Annotated in this window: 10 protein-coding genes; 3 read left to right on the forward strand and 7 right to left on the reverse strand. The window is 64.8% G+C overall.

The annotated features are described in order from the left end of the window. Positions 1-670 precede the first annotated feature (670 nt). The 3 genes from HRU76_04020 to HRU76_04030 all read right to left on the reverse strand — a co-directional run bounded on the left by HRU76_04020 (position 671) and on the right by HRU76_04030 (position 3,260). Positions 671-1,408: a tyrosine-type recombinase/integrase gene (locus HRU76_04020; protein QOJ16801.1), complete on the reverse strand. Its 738-nt coding sequence runs from the start codon at positions 1,406-1,408 to the stop codon at positions 671-673. 149 nt (positions 1,409-1,557) lie between these two features. Further along, positions 1,558-2,169 (reverse strand): hypothetical protein, encoded by a 612-nt coding sequence (locus HRU76_04025; protein ID QOJ16802.1) that lies wholly within the window; start codon positions 2,167-2,169, stop codon positions 1,558-1,560. A gap of 716 nt (positions 2,170-2,885) precedes the next feature. Next, the gene (locus HRU76_04030) at positions 2,886-3,260 is read right to left on the reverse strand and encodes a winged helix-turn-helix transcriptional regulator (protein ID QOJ16803.1); all 375 of its coding nucleotides are present in this window, start codon (positions 3,258-3,260) and stop codon (positions 2,886-2,888) included. A gap of 520 nt (positions 3,261-3,780) precedes the next feature. Between HRU76_04030 and HRU76_04035 the strand changes: the two genes are divergently transcribed. From HRU76_04035 to HRU76_04045, 3 genes are all read left to right on the forward strand, one after another. Then, positions 3,781-4,329 (forward strand): DUF1573 domain-containing protein, encoded by a 549-nt coding sequence (locus tag HRU76_04035; GenBank protein QOJ16804.1) that lies wholly within the window; start codon positions 3,781-3,783, stop codon positions 4,327-4,329. Between the two features lie 100 nt (positions 4,330-4,429). Continuing rightward, entirely contained in the window at positions 4,430-12,445 is an 8,016-nt protein-coding gene (locus tag HRU76_04040; protein ID QOJ16805.1) for a hypothetical protein, read from the forward strand. Between the two features lie 88 nt (positions 12,446-12,533). Then, positions 12,534-12,911 carry a hypothetical protein gene (locus HRU76_04045; GenBank protein ID QOJ16806.1) on the forward strand — a complete coding sequence of 126 codons (378 nt, stop codon included), beginning with the start codon at positions 12,534-12,536 and terminating at the stop codon, positions 12,909-12,911. A gap of 717 nt (positions 12,912-13,628) precedes the next feature. On the opposite strand, the gene HRU76_04050 is transcribed toward HRU76_04045, so the two are convergent. The 4 genes from HRU76_04050 to HRU76_04065 are packed head-to-tail and all read right to left on the reverse strand — an operon-like array spanning position 13,629 to position 18,888. Continuing rightward, positions 13,629-13,976 carry a DUF91 domain-containing protein gene (locus HRU76_04050; GenBank protein QOJ19088.1) on the reverse strand — a complete coding sequence of 116 codons (348 nt, stop codon included), beginning with the start codon at positions 13,974-13,976 and terminating at the stop codon, positions 13,629-13,631. A gap of 33 nt (positions 13,977-14,009) precedes the next feature. Further along, positions 14,010-17,096 carry a type I restriction endonuclease subunit R gene (locus tag HRU76_04055; GenBank protein ID QOJ16807.1) on the reverse strand — a complete coding sequence of 1,029 codons (3,087 nt, stop codon included), beginning with the start codon at positions 17,094-17,096 and terminating at the stop codon, positions 14,010-14,012. Next, a complete protein-coding gene (locus HRU76_04060) occupies positions 17,093-17,773 on the reverse strand; it encodes a hypothetical protein (GenBank protein QOJ16808.1) in 681 nt (226 codons plus the stop codon). Before HRU76_04060 ends, HRU76_04055 begins: the two co-directional genes overlap by 4 nt. A gap of 23 nt (positions 17,774-17,796) precedes the next feature. Further along, positions 17,797-18,888: a transposase gene (locus HRU76_04065; GenBank protein QOJ16809.1), complete on the reverse strand. Its 1,092-nt coding sequence runs from the start codon at positions 18,886-18,888 to the stop codon at positions 17,797-17,799. Between the last annotated feature and the right edge of the window lie 20 nt (positions 18,889-18,908).

The raw sequence follows: 18,908 nt of genomic DNA on the forward strand, positions 1-18,908 counted from the left end.
GTGGAACTGCCCTCGATCGAAGCAGGACAACGGCGAGTCCGTGTGAGCATTCTATTCAACGTCACAGACCTCTACTTTCGAGTGATCGCCAAGATCGCGTTCCACTACTTCCTCACCACCCGCCCAACGCCGGTGTCTGGCGACGAACCGGAGTTTGACGCGGTGCGTTCCTTCATTCGCGATGGAGGCGCGGTGGACAGATTCGTTCACTCTGGACCGCAAATCGACCAGTGTTTCTCCGCTCCGACGCCCCCCACAGATTGGGGACACGTTGTCGCAGTCAATGAACGGGCAGACGGCATCGGTGTGATGCTGCACCTGTTTGATGGGCCTGGGACGTTGACTCGTCCCTACCTCGTGGATCTCAGCAGGGAGCACCGAATCCAGTTACCGGGCGGACAGGTCTGGGGAGATCGGTTCACATACAGGCGCACTCGCGGGCAGGCGCGTCGGTTCTTGGGAGTGAGGCTCCCAATAGATGTTTCGGCAATCCCCGCGGGATTCGTGACAGTGCTGCCGCGCTTGCTCGTGCCTCGGCCCAGATCGTCTCGCATTGTGCAGGTCAAGACCCGCATCATCCGGCCGAGGTTCGAATGGCCCGAGTGACTTCAGGCGTCGCACTCGGGTTCCACCGTGGGCTTGTGGCTTCGGTCGTTGCATTGCGTCACCCTCACCACTCCCGCCCCCGCATCGCCGCGACCACGTCCCACGGGGCGATGTGGTCCAGGTACCGCGCCGTCGTCGCGATCGAGCGGTGGCCCAACTGCTTCGAGATCAGCCCGATGTCCACGCCCTCCTGCCGCAACTCGGCGGCGTGGGTGTGCCGCAGCCCGTGGGCGTGCACGCGCCGCACCAGCCCCGCCCGGCGCGCAATACGCGGCAGGAACACGCGCACGTAGGACGATGCCATCGGCCGCCCGTTGATGAGGCAGAACACGGGGTCGGCATCGGTGACGGGCAGGCCGCGCCGCACGCTGAGCCACTGCTCGACGATCTCGAAGCCGGCGCGGTCCATGCCGACCATGCGCGACCGGCCGCCCTTGGCGTGCAGCACGCGGATGGCACCACTGCGGGGGTCGAGGTCGATGGGACGCAGCGCCAGCGTCTCGGTGATGCGCAGCCCGGCGCGGTAGAGCACGGTGAGCAGGGCCCGGTTGCGGATGCCCGCAGGCGAGTCCTCGCGGCAGGCGGCCAGCAGGGCGGCCACCTCGGCGTCGGTCAGCACCTCGGGCGGGTAGCGGCGGACGGGCTTGGGTCGCGCCCGTGGGCCACCGTCGTGGCCGTGGGGCGGCGTGGGGGTGACCGTCACCGGCGGGCCGCCAGGACGCGGCAGGTGGTCGTCGTCGCGCACCGCATTGGCGTGGCGGTGGCGTGCGGCCCGCGCCTGTGTGGTCGTCGTCGTCGTCATGCGTGCCTCCTGGTCCCCCGGCCCCAACGCCCCCGGCGACGCTGGGGTACCTCAGGAGGCCGCATGGAGGCAAGGCCTGTTTGGCACGGGCAGTGACGAATCCGGCGGAAAGCGCGACTGGGGCGGAATCCCTCGCTGTAGGCACCACTTCAGAGTGTGATGCCGAGTTCTTCACGCATGATGCGCTGCCACTCTCCGACCGCTGTTTCCTGCAGCGAGTGCATGTCGCCGATGAGGTTCCCGTCAGAATCAACCACATCGGCAGTCGTCACTGCCGTGACGTTGCCATCGCCCGCGATCGACACGCGTCCATCCATCCCGCCGCGCATGACGACCCGACGGCCAAACCCACCACCGACTCGAATCACGGCCTGGCGATGAATGTTGCGCAATGTTGGCCCCAGTCGGGACCACCCTCCCGCCCTGTCCTCTCCGCCGTGTTTGTCTCGGTTCGTCAGGTCGATGATGATCGGGATCGCGCGGCACTCTCTCACGCGCGCGTCGATGCATTCCGCGCCAACACCGCGGCGTCGAGCCCATGCCTTGACGTGATCGCGCAGATGAGCCAGATGAAAGTTCGTCAGGTGCAGTTCGTTCTCAAGGTCGGCAGGCGTCTTGCCGCCCGTGAAATCGAAGTCGACTCCGACGAATCGATCCGTGCGCCACGTCCTGCCACGAAGCGTGGTGACATCCTTCGTGACGGTGGCATGGACCGCCGCCCAGAGCCGCTCGACGCGCTGTTGAATGCCAGATTCGATCATGGCTGGTGACACTCCGTGTCTGCGGCATGCGCCGTCCGTGGCTCCTTCGCCGCCGCTGCCGAAAATGGTAGCCGTCCATCTTCCACAACGTGGAAACACACCGCGCGACCCCCGCTACGCTCCGGCCATGACGGTGACTCGCTTCGACAATCCAGGTCTTCTCGTCCCCGGCCGCGCCGCCTTCACCGTCCGGCGCGGTCGGGGCTTTTCCTCGTCCTGCGGGCTTCGGGTCCGTTCATCCCGCTGCAACAAGAACGGTTACGGAACGCTCCCGGCGGGTAGCCAGACCCGCTTCAGCGGCCTGACGGGACCGCTGACGCCGCGTGGCCTGATGAGCCACCATGAGAACCGCGGCGATTCCAGGGTGGATGCCGCTCCCCCGGCATCATGGGCGTCCGGTCGATTCCGCACTCGGGCTGCGCACCAAACAAACCCGGGCAACGCTGCCGAGCGACCCGGCGCTGGAGCCCCGCATCCACGGCGATGCGGCCAACCCAGGCGCGCGGCGACGCATGCGAGTCACGTCTGAAGGGACGCGACTTGTGGTGCCCGGGTGAACTGTCGACCGGCTGGACGGGGTTGGATGCGTTGGCGCTCATCGGGCTGGCAGGACCAGTCCCGAGCGGGTTCCAGCGATAAACGGGGGGTGTCGAAGCGGCCAGTTGCGGCGTGGCACCGGATTCGCATCGGCGCACGACGAGAGTCACTTCACCGCCTCACATCCACTCCGCCGTCAGCACGCGCAGTTCGATCTCGCTGAGCATGCCGTTGTCGCAGCGGATGACGATGCGCGTGAACTCGCCGTCCGGGGTGAAGGCGGCGCGCGGGTCGAGGTCATAGAACATCTCGTGGCCGACGCCCTCGCGCTGCCGCACGACGAGGCGAATCTCGACCAGGTGCTCCAACCCGCGCTGAACTTCGCTCAGTTCCAGCCCGACCAACGCCGCCAGCGTGTCGGCGGTGGCTGAACCCAGCGAGAGGCGCATGAGCAGGCGGCGGTGAACGGGGTCGCTCAGGGCCAGCATCTCGGGGATTACATGGTCGCCGTCGGGACGGTCGGGAGCATCGTCGGTCTCGCGATCGATGGTCATGGTGAGAGCCCTCGTTCCACCGGATACCGCCCGGACGCGAGGCCGGGCTGCCGAACGATACCCGTCAGGGGGCACGGGCAGCGCCTTGGGCAGGACCATGCGGTTCAACCCGCCGCCGGCCCTCGCACCGCCCGCAGAAAAAAAACTTCACGAGTTTGTCACGCTGACCCTTCGGCGAGCGCCTTCCTCTATAGAACCTCTCCGGGGCCACGGACGGCCACGGTCGCCATGACTGCGACATGGAAGTCATCCCCGGAGAGGTGTTGCTCCATCGAGAACGCGGCGGTGACGCCGTGCGTTGTGTGTTTGTCCCGTGAAGGGGAGAAACACGTCCGTATGCGTGTGTATCGAGTGGACATTTTTCTGCACTTCGCAGCATCCTGCCTCTTGACAGCAGGAACGCCGATCCGCAAGATGCCCGCCATTGGGATGCCGGTGATCCGTTCCCCACCGCCGACATCCGGTACGTCTTCAGTCGGAGGTCAGAACCGCGCGGTGGCTCCAAGCGGAAGGGAACGGCATGCATTCGATTTCGGTTTCCGGGTGCGGCAACCCCGTCACGAATCGGGAGGTTGTCTGCGAGGCACCCTCGCACTCACCCCCTCGTTCGAGGCGGGCGGCCTTCGGCATTCTCTTCGTGATCTTGACGCTGGGGGCCGCCTTCGTCGCGTTCTCCGTGACGAGCGCCGTGGCCCGCCGCGCCGGCCAGGACATGTCAACGCCGGGGTTGGGTCTGACCTCGATGGCTCCGCTGCGCATCGAGCCGGAGCGCGTTGATCTTGGGCTGGTGGCAGCGGGTTCGACGAACCGGCAGTCGGTCACGCTGCGCAACACCAGCCGCCGACCGATCCGGATCACCTCCGTGAGTTCCACCTGCACGTGTACGGCGGCGGAAGTCCCATCGGAGCTGATTCCTCCGGGGGCGACAACAGAAATCGAAGTGCGGATGCGGGCGCATCGCAAGGCGGGGCGCATCAACGAGCGCACGCTCAGTTTCTTCGTGGATGGGTGGAAGGAGCCGGTGCGCGTGGTGGTTCGCTGCGAGTCGGCCAAGGCATCGGATGCGTGATGGTTGTCGTGTTGATGGGGTAGACCATCAGGGGTAGCGGGTTTCTCAGGGCGTCGGCGGGCACAAGTGCGTGAACGCTGGCGGGAACGCGGGGTGTTGAATGACGCTGGGAATCAGGGGACTGGCGGGCTCGATGGTGGCGGCGGCGGGAGTGGGTGTGGTGGCGGCGACCTTTGTCGCGCCCAGAGAACCTGCGGCCAACGGAACGAATGGGACAGCCGCGGCGCGATCCGGCGAGATGCGCGAGGTCAATGGTCTGGAGTACTGGGCGCCGGATGACTGGTGCGACCTGCTGTGGGCCGATGTACTCATCGCCTCGGAGACCGGCTATTACGCGGTCGAGGAAGAGTTCTACACGCCCGAGCAGATCCTCCTCGTCTACAACGAGTGGCGATTCGATGCCACGGACCACTGCATCCATCGCAAGTCCACCACGGGCGGGACCAACTACAAGACCCTCTTCGACATCGACTTCGACTGGTTCGATGAGGGCAACTCGGACTCGGGCGACTTCCTCTGCGACCGCGATGGTGACGGCGTGGACAGCGACGACATCCTCTGGTATTGCGGTTTGTCCATGCATGCCAACAGCGCGCGGACGTGGACTGTTGAGGATGTGCTGGGACTTCTGAAGATCTTCGCGGTCGAGTGGCTTGATTCACCGGACTGTCTGGACGGCGATCCCCCCACGATGGACCCCGAGGGTCTTCTGCTGTGCGATGCCGGACATCGGGCGATCCAGTCGCGTTTCGGCCGACGGATGCGGTACTGGGAGTTGGCGGATCTCCTGGAGGCGTCGGAGATCTCGGGTCGCGTGTGCGACATGCTCCCTGGCGACGTGCCCTATTCCAAGGGCGGCGACACCTTCCTAGTTGATCGCGACGAAGACGCCGACCGTGATCTTGATGATCTCCTGCTGTTCATGGCCGAGTCTGAACTGTGCGCCCGCGAAGAAGACCCGCCGTACGAGTTTGATGATGAGGATCGTCTGGCGCTGATTCTCTATTGGCTCAGTCAGCCGTGGATCACCGGCTCGGAAGTCATGTGCTGGGAGTACGTCAACTGGGCCGAGCATGTCTTTGCGCGCGTGCTCACACCCGATGAGGTCGATGAGATCCTCGGCGAGGTGGACTGCGATGGCGACTACCGCGATCCGCGATCGGGCGGATGGCGTCCGCCGGGTGAGGGATGGTGGAGCGAGCGGCTTCCGACGTGCGAACCGTGCATCGGCGAGTTCCCCCCGATCGCGCCCGGTGGCGGTGATGGTGGGAGTGACGGCGGCAGCGGCGGCTGGCCTCCCGACTTCAACAACGACATCCGGCAGTTCATCCCGCCGCCCGCGCCCCCGGGCCAAGACCCGGATGCGGGTGGTCTCGAAGGTCCATTGATGATCGGCCTCGGGGGCGGAGTCGGCCAGCGGCAGTTGCCGCCGGGCTGGAACTTGCCGCCGCAGAACCCACCCACCGAGACGGGCGAGGGCGGATTGGGCATGATCCAGGAAGCGCCGGGATGGCGTGAGTGGGGAGATGGCCAGACGCCTCCCGGCGACATGTGCGATGGCCCGCTGATGGTTCCGGTCGATCCGGTCTACGGCCACAAGATGGAAGCCATCACTGACCTGCGCGTGCAGGTGCCAGGCCCGGATTTCTATCTCACGCGCTCGTACTCCAGTCATCCGGGCAACAGCCAGGCCTCACCGGATGGCGGCGGTGGCATGGTGGGCGAGAACTGGTCGCTCAACCTCTTCTATGCCCTCCGCCGCGTCGGCGCGGGCGATCCGCAGGATCTGGAACTCGATGCGGGCCACGGGCGGCGCATCCGGTTCTCCTGGAACCAGACCAGCAGCAAGTGGCTGCCCAGCGGCACATCGACGCAGTCTATCACGGCCAGCGGCGGCCTCTTCACGCTCACGGAGCCGGGGTCGTGGGAGATCGACTTCTATGACGATGACCAGAGTCCCTTCGACCTGCTCATCAAGGAACGCCGGGACGCGTACGGCAACAAGCAGGTCTACGACTGGCGGGCCGACTCCAACGACAAAGAGTACCTGCAGGCCATTTACCTCAACGGGACCGGCCCCGCCAATGCGGATGCGACAGTCCAGATCACCTACGACGCCCAGGCGGACATGCGCGTCAAGAGCGTGCGGGTCATTCGCCGCAACGCGGGCGGCCAGTACTTCGAGACCCAGCGAGTCGCCTACACCTACATCACGGACACGAGCAGCTACCACGACGCCGTGGGCACCGAGGGCGACCTCGTGCAGGTGGTCCACCGCCAACTGGTGGATCGATCCGAGACCAACGCACCCGCCTACCGCGAGTGGGTGACGCAGTACCGCTATCACGGCGGCTTGGCCAACGAGACCAGCGATGATCCCGGCTCCGGGGGCGATGGCGATGGGTTCCTGGAGAAGGGCAGCGCCCATCAACTCAAGGCGGTCATCCTGCCCGAGCAGATCGAGTGGTTCGTCCAGCAGCGCTACAAGGACAACCCCGCCGAGATCGGGGTTCTCTCGGTCGAGGCGCTGGATCTGCTGGCGATGAGTGATGCGCAGCAGGTCTTCAGCACCATCCGCGAGGAGACGCTGCTGAACCTGGCGTCCAAGGTCATCGCGGAGTACGAGACCTCCGGCGACAAGCGCGTCAAGGTGCAGCACCTGCAGGCGGCCTGCGGCTGCGCCGGGTCGGGCGCGGAGTCGGTCAAGTACGAGTACACCTACCTCAGCGGCACGGTCGGCCTGGCGGGATGGAAGACCACGCGCATCGATCACCTGGTGTACGACGAGGGGCAGAGCACGCATGTGCTGCATCGCCGCTCCTACTTCGATGCCGAGGAGGTGTCGAGCGGGGCGTACTACATCATCAATCGGGTGATCGAGCAGCCGGGCACGACGCCCCTGCGCTGGGTACGGCACTTCGAGTTCACCGGCTCCTCGCGGCACCTGACCAAGATCATGATGCCCTCGGCGACCTCGTCCTACACGCCATCTTCCGCGGGTTCGCCCGACACCAAGTGGACCTACGCCGCCAGCACCACGGCCGGGCTGGTGTACGAGTACACCATCAACAGCGCCCACCGCGTGGAGAGTTTTGGGGTCCGCAAGGGCAATGGCTCCAACACGCTGGAGACCATCTGGGAACTGACCTGGGGCACGGGCAGCGAGGATCACCTCGTCACCAGCGCCAAGTTCTACCGGGTGGCGGGCTCCTCCGCGGCCGATGACATCGAACTCATCTCACTCGACTACGGCTTCCACTCTGGGCGCACGCTGGCCTGGACCGAAATGACGATCGAGGCGGGCCTCGTCGGCGAGAACGGGCCGGGCGGATCGCTGACGATCTACCGGCTCTTCGACACCGAGGGCAACCTGGTGTGGCGCAAGTCCGCCGATGACCGGATGGACGGCTTCACCTTTGATGCGATGACCGGCCTGATCGCCACGGCGGAGTACAACGCCGACAAGGCCGGCAAACCGTCGGGCAGCGCGTACACCAACATCCCCAACTACAGTTCGTGGAATGATCGCCACGCCGATGGCGATTCGCTGGCGTACGCCATCACCTACGACCTGCTCGGTCGCCCCCGGAAGGTCACCACGCCAAGCGGCGTGAACAAGTACTTCGTGCGTGAACTGCGGCGTGATGCCTCCGGTGAGCGCGCCGGCATCCTCTACCCCGTCGAAATGGGTCTGCCGCACATCCTCAGCGGCGGCTCCACGCCCAGCGCCGATGGCCCCATCGTGGCCCGTTGGCGCACCGGCTCGGGCGGCATCTTCCGCGAGAGCGAGTTCGCGGTGGGCGCGGACCCAGACTACCACACCCAGAACGGCGCGATCACGGCGTTCACGCTGGACAGCGAGTTCGCCCGGGCCACGGTCCAGCAGGACCGCCACGGCAACGTCGAGTCGCAGCGCGTGTGGCATGACCTGGCGCGTGACGCCTTCCACGAGACCAACTTCACCTATGACACGCTCGGCCGGCCGCAGGACACGATCGCCGTCACCGGCACCATCACCCGCCGCGTGTACGATGCGCTCGACCGGCTGACGGCCATCCGCACGGGCACCTCGGACGCCAACCTGGAGACCGTGGTCGAGTTCTTCTACGACCACCAGATCGAGTCGAGCCAGCCGGTCTCCAAGGTCGGCGACGGCAACCTGACGTACATCCGCGAGCACTCCGGCGAGATGAGCGGGCAGGATGAGATCGTGCGCGACACGATCATCACCTACGACTCCCGCAACCGCGCCTTCAAGGTGGAGCGGCCCGAGAAGCCGCACATCTACGTCGAGTACGACAACCTGGACCGGGCGATCAAATCGGCGCTCAACTCCAACGCCGGGGGCACGGGCGTGGGCAGCAACCTCTCCACGCGCGGGCTTTACACCGAAACCAGCTACAGCCAGCGCGGGCTGCCTTACCGCACGCGCGTGGCCATCGACCCGACGCAGTCATCACCGACGTTCCTCGAAAGCCACCGCTGGTTCGATGAGGCCGCCCGCGTGGTCGGCGCCTGGGCTCCCAACTCGCCCGGCACGAAGGTGACCTACGACGGGCTGGGACGCGTGACCAGCACCTATGTCACCGACCGCCGGGGCGATGCCGCCCCCGGCGCGGCGGGCAACTACGCCGATGTGCATGCCTCGCACGCCTCGGTCCTGACCAGCGACGTGGTGCTGGAGCAGAGCACCACGCGCTACATCACCAGCGGCACCGATCGCCGCGGCCTGCCCGACCTCGACACCACTTGGGTGCGCACCCACGACGCCTCCACGAGCGTCACCGGCGCGCTCAGCGCGCTGGCCGGAGGCGATGCCAAGTACGCCATCGCCACCTTCCACGCCCTGTACTACGACGCGGCGGACCGCCTCATCCGCACCGCCGAGTTCGGCACCAACCAGACGGGCTTCAAGTCGGGCGGCACCGCGCCCACGGTCAACCAGGCCAGCCCGCCGGTGTGGAATACGGGCGACCAACTGGTCACCGCCCTGTCGTACAACGCGCGAGGGCTGGTGGACACCGTCACCGATCCGCAGAACACCATCTCGAAGTCCCTCTACGACGACCTGGCCCGCACCGTCGCCACCATCGATGGGTACGTCAACGCCACGGTGACGTGGAGCGCCACGCTGGGGCGCTGGGAAGCCGCCAATCTCAACGACGACGTTGATCGCGTCATCAGCACCATCTACGACCTTGAGAACAAGGTCATCAAGCAACTGGCCCACCAGCCCGACGGCGAGGGCGACACGGTGCAAGTGACCGAGTACCACTTCGGCGTCACCAAGGGCACGGGGAGCAGCGATTCGCTGGTCGCCTCCAACGACCTGCTTCGGAAGATCGTGTTCCCGGATCACGAGACGGGCGAGACCGAGCCGGACTACGCGGTGTTCTTCTCCTACAACCGCCTGGGCGAGCCGCGCTACCGCAAGGACCAGAACAAGACCGAGCACTTCCTCACCCGCGACAAACTCGGGCGTCTGACCCTCGACAAGGTGACCATCCCCGGCGGCAGCCCGGTGGACACGACCATCAATGCGCTGGCGTACACCTTCGACGACTTCGGGCGTCTGGACCTCGCCCGCTCCTACACCGACCACGGCGGGGGGAGCCAGGCGGTCATCAACGCCGTCAAGTTCACCTACACCACGCTGTGGCAGATCGACAAGTTCTGGCAGGAGCCGGTGGGCGACGTGGTGACTTCCGGGGGCAGCGCCTCGAAGAACGTGATCCCCACCTACACCACCGCCGTCGCCGGCTCCGGCAACTACAGCCGCGTCTCAGACATCAAGTACCCCGACGGCAACAAGATCGGCTACACCTACGGCGACACCGGCTCGGTCAACGACGTGATCAGCCGCCTGCACCGCATTCGCCGGGGCGCGACGGGCACGCCGCCGGTCATCGCCGTGTACGACTATGTCGGGCTCTCGGGCCACGCCCAGGTCACCTACGACTGGATCGACGTGGTCCAGTCGTACAAACTCAAGCACAACGGCACGAACCCCGAGGGCGAGTACGGCGGCCTGGACCGCTTTGGCCGCATCACGCGCCACGCCTGGACGGATGCCGCCTTCGGCGCGCATGGCAGTTCCGGGTCGGTCCCCAACATCCCGCCCATCGTGGAGTACGCCTACGCCTACGACCGCGTGGGCAACGTGCTGAGCGCCTACGACGCCCGGCCGGGGGCCGCGCAGGAGCGCAGCCACGAGTACGACTACGACCCGCTCTACCGGCTGAAGGAGGCGGAGCGCGGGCTGTGGGACGGCTCGACGTTCACCAAGAAGGTGGATTCCCAGCGCTTCACCCAGGACATCCTGAACAACTTCCGCCGCATCGAGACGGATGCGGACGGGGCGGATGGGTACGAGGCGGACGAGATCGAGGACCGCGACAACTTCTCGGATGCCAACGAACTGCTGGGCCGCGACACGGACAACGATGGGACTGATGAGATCGAGATCGAGTACGACCTCAACGGCAACACCACGTGCACGGATGACACGCCCGGCGGCGGTTCCCGCCTTGTGAAGTACCGCTACGACGCCTGGAATCGGCTCATCGCCATCGACCACGAGGAGGGTGAGAGCACCTACCCCGTGGCCCAGTACCAGTACAACGCCCTGCACCACCGGGTGCTGGTGCGGGTGGACCTCGACCCCGAGGACTCAACCCACACCCTCAATCAGCAGCGGGTGCTGTACTACAGCCCGGCGTGGCAGGTGCTGGAGGAGCGGATTGATGATGACTGGTCGGCCCAGTCCTCAACCGTGGATCGCCACGTCCAGCACGTGTGGGGCGCGCTGTACATCGATGACATCCTCCTCCACCGCGAGGATGGCAACGCCGATGGCGACTACAACGACTCGTTCGACTCGACCTGGTACCACCTGACCGACCCGCAGTTCAGCACCGTGGCGATCCTCGATCTGTCGGGCGCGGTGATCGAGCGGGTGTCGTATGACGCCTGGGGCGAGCCGCGGCACCACCCCAAGCACGACTTCGACGGTGATGGTGACTTCGATCAGGACGATGCCGATGCGCTGGATGACCTGATCGCATCCGGCAGCGTGCCCATCACCGGCTCGACCTACCGCTCCGAGTTGGACATCGACCGGGACGGCGATGTGGACTCGACGGACCAGACGCTGCGGGGGACGACGTTTATCGCGGCCCTGCCCAAGGGCCACCTCTCCACCCCCGGCCCGGGTTCCGGCGGGGGCGTCGATAGCACGGTGGGCTGGTCCGGCTACCGCTACGACCAGCCGACGCGGCTGTACGCGGTGCGTTTCCGGTTCTACGACGCGGTCACCTTCCGCTGGCTCAACCGCGACCCGGCGGGGTACGTGGACTCGATGAACCTGTACGGGTATGGGATCGGCAGCGGGATCGGATGGACTGATCCCTCTGGGCTCGGGTTCCTGGACGAGATTTGGGGCGGGATCAAGGGGTTCGCGGGGAGTCTGTGGGATACCGGTCGATCGATCGTCAACACGTACGGAACCATCGCCGAAAGCGCATGGAACTGGGACTGGCGGTGGGAGAAGTTCGGTCGCAACTACGACTATGGGGCGATCGGGCAGGCTTATGACATCAGCCCGTCACTTGGGGTCACGGTCGAGGCACTGATCTGGACGGCAGCGTTCATGATGCTGTTGGCAGGTGGTGTCGCGATTGCCCCGCATGCCCTCTCGATCGGAGCCAGAGTCTTCGGGCCGACCAGTCGCTTCTTTGCTACGAAGGGAGGATGGCTCAATTCGAACAACTACCTCCGGTTCGGATGGAGTTGGTATGGTCGCGGCGCTGGGTTCTTTCCAGCACAGGTGGTTTTTCGCGCAGTGATGGGCAACTCGCGCTCTTGGCTCCACTGGCACTTTCTGCTCCTGTACCCACTCGGAACAAAATCAGGATTGTTCCTTGGAGGTGGCATTCTTGCGTACCTGGCCTGGCTGCTCGGATTCTTCGAAATGGAGGGCGACCAACCGCAGCCGGCGACGGGGGTCGATGTCGATGTCTCAAATGAGCATCCGCGATCAAGTGTTCCGGATGCATCCCTCCAACACGACTGGGCTCGTTCCGGGATGCGACAGATCAGCGGCGCTTGTCCTTTCTGACGCGGAGGCGTACTATCCAACATCCGTAGAGTCGCGTGCAACAATGATGAGCCCCGTTGACTGACGAGACTTCCATGTGGAGACGCCCGTGTGGACTTGGATCGCGGTAGGCGCAATGACGGTCGGGATTGCACTCCTGTTGTTCGCGCTCGCGACACGCTTGAGTCGGCGTCGCAACGTCATGACTTACGAAGAGGTGGCGGCCATTATCGAGCGATTCCTCGATGGCGCTGGCGATGTATGGGACTGGGATGACTTTATTACACGCCCTCTTGCGGACGACTTGCTAGACACGATTCGAGAACGCTGTGCGACTCTCAGAGAACAGTATCCACCGACGGAAGAGAATCGCTATACCAATGAACGCGGGGAGGAGATCCTTCGCGGATATGTGCGGCAACTGCGCGGATTGACGGCAGAGCGCGATCGGCGCGATAGCGCAGTACTCGGCGAACGATCCGATTGACCTACGCTCCCTGTACAATACTCCGCACACCACTTCCATCGGCGATTCCCAACTGGAACCTCACGCCGCCTCCCGCCACCCATAGTGCCTCAGCAGCCCACCCAGCCGCTCGCGGCAGGCCAGTTCCCCGGCTTGCCGTGTCGACCCGAGTGCTTCTGCCACAGTGCGCCTACGTGGCACCGCCTGCCCCGAGCCCGCGTGCACTGTGCCCGCCAGTCTTGCCGGTTGGCCCGTCTGCTGGTGCCCCACCAACCCCAGCGGTACATTCCCCACCCCCTGATGCGGCCGCTCGGTGTGGTAGCGGACGAGGTACTCCCGCACCAGGTGATCCATGTGCCGCCTGCCGAACACGATGAAGTGATCGAGGCATTCCTGCTGGAGCGTCTGGACCCTAAGAGGAAGGGCAGAGGAGTCGGTGCGTGGCGTGCCGCCAACGCTTGACACGACCACTACCGCCGCGCTCTCGGTTCGTTTCCCATCTCGGGGACGCGAGCCGAACTGTGGGAGTTGGGTTCGGCCCCCCGAGCCGAACCCTCTTCGAACTCTCCGTCGGCTGGTTAACGGGTGGGGTGGGTTGACAGGTCATGTGGCAATCGCTCGTCAAGCGATGTGGCTTGGTGGTCGGGGTGGTCGGGGTGGTCCTTGTTGACGAACGCCCCGAAGGTCAAGGCGATCTCGTCGTCCTCTAGTGTCCTGACTTGGAAGTGCTCGACTGAGTCACCATCCCCTAAAGCATTGAGTGGCAATGTGTTGCAGCCATCGAAACGTGCGAGATTTTTGAGGACCGGACACTAGGTTCCGCACCCAGGAGCCGTAGTCGAGAAGTTGGGCCACCACCTCGCGCGGCGTCCGGTTCTTCTTCAGCTCGATCACGATCAGTTGACCCTCGGCGTCGATCGCCAGCAGGTCAATGAACTTGCCGAACGCCGTAGGCACCTGACGCCCGATGAGCAGCCAGCCGGGGTCCACCACGGTGATGTCAGCGGCCAGCACCGTCTCCAGCCGGCTCTCGCTGGCCATGCCAGTAAACGAGGTCGGCTCCAACTGTGCCCCGAGTTTCAACATTCCAACCTCGATGGGCATGCCTGCCTCCTCGGTCTACGCCCACTCCTTGCACAACGCTTCCGTCTGCTCCAAGACCAGTTCCGTCGCGCGTTGCTCCATGTCGGGCGGGTATCCGTACTTCCGCAAGACTCGCTTCACGAGCACCCGGATCTGCGCGCGGGCGTTCTCTCGCACCTGCCAGTCGATCGTCACGCTCTGCCGCACGCGGTCGACGAGTTCTTGGGCGAGAAGCCGGAGCTTCTCGTCGCCCATGACCTCCCGAGCGCTCGGGTTGTCGGCAAGGGCGTCGTAGAAGGCGACCTCATCATCCGACAGGCCCAGTTCGTCTCCACGGGACTGCGCAGCCCGCATTTCCTTGGCGATCCCGATCAGTTCCTCGATCACCTGTGCGGCCTCGATCGCCCGGTTCTGATACTTCCGCACCGCCGCCTCGATCATGTCCGCGAACGACCTTGCCTGCACGACGTTCTTGCGCAGCCTGGTCTTGATCTCGTCGTTCAAGAGCCGCTTCAGGAGTTCGAGAGCGAGGTTCCGCTGCGGAAGCTGTCGCACATCCGCGAGAAACTCGTCCGAGAGAATCGAGATGTCCGGCTTCTCCAGTCCGGCCGCCGCGAAAATGTCCACCACTTCCGTTGGGTAGACGGCACGCGACACCAATTGACGAATGGCCGACTCGATATCCTCCGGTGACCGCTCCGCCTCGGAAGCGGCCACCTTCACGAGGGCCGCGCGGATCTCCTGGAACAGGCCCACTTCATCCCGGATCGCCATCGCCCGCTCGTGCGGCACTGCGAGCGCGAACGCCTTCGAGAGCGCCGCGACCGCCTGAAGATACCGCTTCTTCCCATCCGCCAGCCCCAGCACGAACTCCATCGCCTGGGCGATCCCCGACATCCGTCGTGCTGGCTCCGCCCGAAGGACTGCCGAGTAGTCGAAGCCGTGGAGAATCGCTTTGACTACCTCGTACTTCTCCAGAAGAACGGCCACGGCTTGTTCAAGATCGACCGTTGCCTGTCCCTTCCCACCGCTCGCCGTGTACGTGCGCAGCGCCCGCTTGAGCGCATCCGCGAGGCCCAGGTAGTCCACGACCAGGCCACCTGGCTTGTCCCTGAACACACGGTTGACGCGGGCGATGGCCTGCATCAGATTGTGCCCGGTCATTGGCTTGTCCACGTACATCGTGTGCATACTCGGGCAGTCGAATCCCGTCAGCCACATGTCGCGGACGATGACGACCCGCAACGAGTCCTTCGGGTCTTTGAAGCGCTTGGCGATGGACTCGCTCTCCGCTTTGGTGCGGATGTGCGGCTGCCATGCCTGTTCGTCCGATGCGGACCCGCTCATCACGACCTTGAGTGCGCCCTTGGAATCCTCCTCGCTATGCCATTGCGGACGCAACCGCCGAATGGCTTCGTACATCTCGACGCAAATCCGTCGAGACATGCACACGATCATGGCCTTCCCATCCATCGCACCAAGCCGCTTCTCGAAATGATCGACGATGTCCTGGGCGACAAGTCCGATCCTCTTCTCCGTTCCCACCATCGCCTCGAGGGCGGCCCACTTCGTCTTCAGCTTCTGCTTCTCGGTCTCCACTTCGCCCTCGGTGATCTCCTCGAACTCCGGATCAAGCCGCGGCTTTTCCTCCTCGTCCAATTCGAGTTTGGCGAGCCGCGACTCGTAGTAGATCGGCACGGTCGCGCCGTCCTCAACCGCGCGGAGAATGTCGTACTTGTCGATGTAGTCGCCGAACACCGCTGGTGTGCTCTTGTCGTCCAGCTCCAGCGGCGTGCCGGTGAACCCGATGAACGAGGCGTTGGGGAGCGCATCGCGCAGGTACTTCGCCATCCCGTACTTGATGTCGCCCGATTTCTGGTCGATCTTCGCCTTGAACCCGTAGTGACTCCTGTGCGCCTCGTCGGCGATCACCACGATGTTCCGGCGATCGCTCAGCGCGTCGCCCCCCTCGAACTTCTGCATTGTCGTGAACACGACCCCGCCGGCGGCCACCCGCAGCAGTGTCTTCAGATGCTCGCGGCTCTCGGCCTGGATCGGCTTCTGCCGCAGCAGGTCGCCGTTCAGTGTGAACGTGCCGAAAAGCTGATCGTCGAGATCGTTGCGGTCAGTGATGACGACGATCGTCGGGTTCTCCATCGCCGAGTGTGCGATGATCTTCCCGGCGTAGAAGACCATCGACAGACTCTTGCCCGACCCTTGCGTGTGCCACACAATGCCCGCACGCTTGTCCCCCTCGGGCCGGGTCGCGGCCACAGTGCACCCGACCGCCTTGTTGACGGCCCAGTACTGGTGGTAAGCCGCAGCCTTCTTCACCACCTCTCGACCATCATCCTCAAACGTGATGAAGTGCAGCAGATAGTCCAGCAGCCTGCGCTTCTCGAACACGCCCCTGGTAAGGACCTCCAGTTGCACCGTGCCGGCAGACGGAATGGCATCGCCATCGACCGTCCGCCACGGCGAGAAACGGTCCCACCCCGCCGTCAGCGTCCCCAACTTCGCCGCAAAGCCATCCGAGATGGCCACGATCTCATTGAACGTGAACAGGCTCGGGATGTCCGTCTTGTAGGTCTGAATCTGGTTGAAGGCGTGCCGGATAGTCGTGGTCTCGTCGGCGGGGTTCTTCAGCTCGATCACCGACACGGGCAGGCCGTTCAGGAAGACCACAACGTCCGGCCTGCGGTTCCTCCGATCCTCGATGACTGTGAACTGATTGACGACGAGGAACTCGTTGTCGTCGAGTCGGGCAGGGTCTCGCTGCACCAGCCATACCTTCCCGTGCCTCTCGCGCCCGTCCTCCATCCAAGAGACGTCCACCCCTTCGACCAGCAGCCGATGGAACGCGCGGTTGTTGGCGACCAGAGACGGGCTCTCGGGGCGCGTGACCTTGCGGATAGCGTCTTCGATTGCCTCCCCCGGCACGTCAGGGTTGATCCGCCGCAACGCGGCCCGCAGCCGCCCAAGCAGCACGACCTGTGCGTAGTCGGCCCTCTCGGGGCGCTCGCCGTCCGGCGCAATATCCGGGCCAAAGGCGTAGTCGTACCCCAGATCCCGGAAGTACCCCACCGCGACGATCTCGGCCTGGGATTCGTCGAGGTAGCTCATGCGGTGCCCTTCAGTTCAATGCCGGCGGCCACAGCCTCGCGCCGTACGAGCCAGACCTGGAGGCGGTTGCGCATCCAGCCGTGCAAACCGGCGACCGTCGCACCGAACACCAGGTTCAGAATGGTTCCAACGAGCAGCGCTCCCGTACCGCATATCAGAATCCAGCTCCACCATCCCGATCTGGCGCGCAAACCGATGCCAGCAACCAAGCCAGCCACTAGGAGCAGGACGACGGCGACGGACACTACCCATGCCCCCAACTTGGCGTAATGCACACACCGCCAGTACAACCGTTCCTGAATCCGTGCTCGTTCGTCACGGGCCGCCTGGAGTTCCTGCTGCGTGGTCCGGTGGGCCGTTGCTTCAGCATCGAGGCGGCTCAACTCTTCCTTCTTGAGCTCTCCCGTGACACGACGCAGCGTCTCGGTGACAGTCTCCGACGTGAGCGCCTCATCGTCCCCGAGCGTCAGCCGCACCAGTTCGTCTTGCGCGAGCGTGCTGCTACGGAGCAGTTGGTGGTCGCGAGCACTGATCGTGCCCTGCCGCTCGAGCTTGTCGATCTCGGACAGGAACTTCGTGAGCAGTTCCTTCGACGGTTGGAGCGCCGCATAGGAGAACGCGAGAATCTCCGCCGCCGGGATGGCCGGCGCGCCCATCGGCGCCTTCAGCCATGCCATGTTTGCGAGGCTGAAGTCCGTTATCACGCTCGATACCTCGCGCGTTTCTTGGTGCTTCTGCCCATACTCGAACGCAGCCCTCGCGAACCCTGCGTTGCTGGAGACGAGGACAGCTCGGGCACCTTCCACGGTGAAGGGCGAAGTGCCGCTGCGAAGCACATAAATGCTTCGTACTTGCTCTGTAGAAAACCTCCCCGATGACGTTTGATGATCATGATATTGTGCGTAAGCACTTTCAGGGTCAGCGCACGGGCCTGGGCGTGGCGATGGATGGCGTTCACGGCGTCGCCCTGCCGCCGCTTGATCATGCTGAAGACCGTCTCCGCCTGCCAACGCTGTCCGTAGAGTGCCGTCGGGAACGAGTGATGCATCAACGCCCGGAAGTGACCGGTCGGGGCACGAGTGGTCGGTCGCCCGATCTTCGGGGGGATGATCGACCGCACCCCCAGATCAAGCCGCAGGTATCGATGCATCCATTCCGCGTCGTACCCGGCGTCGAGGACCGCGGCCCGCAGCGTGCGGCGACGACAGGCCTCATGAATCAGGTCGGCGAAGCGGACCAGATCCGACGATGGTCCCTGCGTCACCGTCCAAGCCAGAATGAGATGCGAATCGGCATCGACGACGATGCTCGCCTTGGGGAAGCGGCGGTACGTCGTGGTCTGATACAGCGGGTTGGTGCGGGTCTTCTCGCCCCGCTCGCGCCGCCGGATGAAGTAGCGGCTGGTGTGCCTGGCCTCGAAACCACTGGAGTCGATGGCGGCCAGTCGGATGGTGCGTTTCAGGATTCGTCGGCGCTCGGCGAGGTGAATCGTCTCGTCGTGAAGTCGCCGGGCGAAGGGCTGACGCAGCAGGCGATCGGCGGCCTTCTGCAGGGTCGTGAAGTGCGGCGGGCGGTCGAGATCAATCGAGCGGCACAGATCGCCGCAGTCCTGGAGGAGTGCGGCGACGCTCCGGTAGTCGAGATCAAGCATCGACTTGAGCACGAGACACGCGAAGAGCTGGTGCTGGGTGAACTTCTTCGGGCTGAACCGATGCGCGTACGCCGGCAGCGACGCCTTCGCCACGGCGTACGCAGCCACCATCACCATCCGTGGCGATCGACTGGTCTGCATCCCTGAGCATGAAACACATT

The organism is Phycisphaeraceae bacterium, assembly GCA_015709595.1.
Lineage (GTDB): Bacteria > Planctomycetota > Phycisphaerae > Phycisphaerales > SM1A02 > CAADGA01.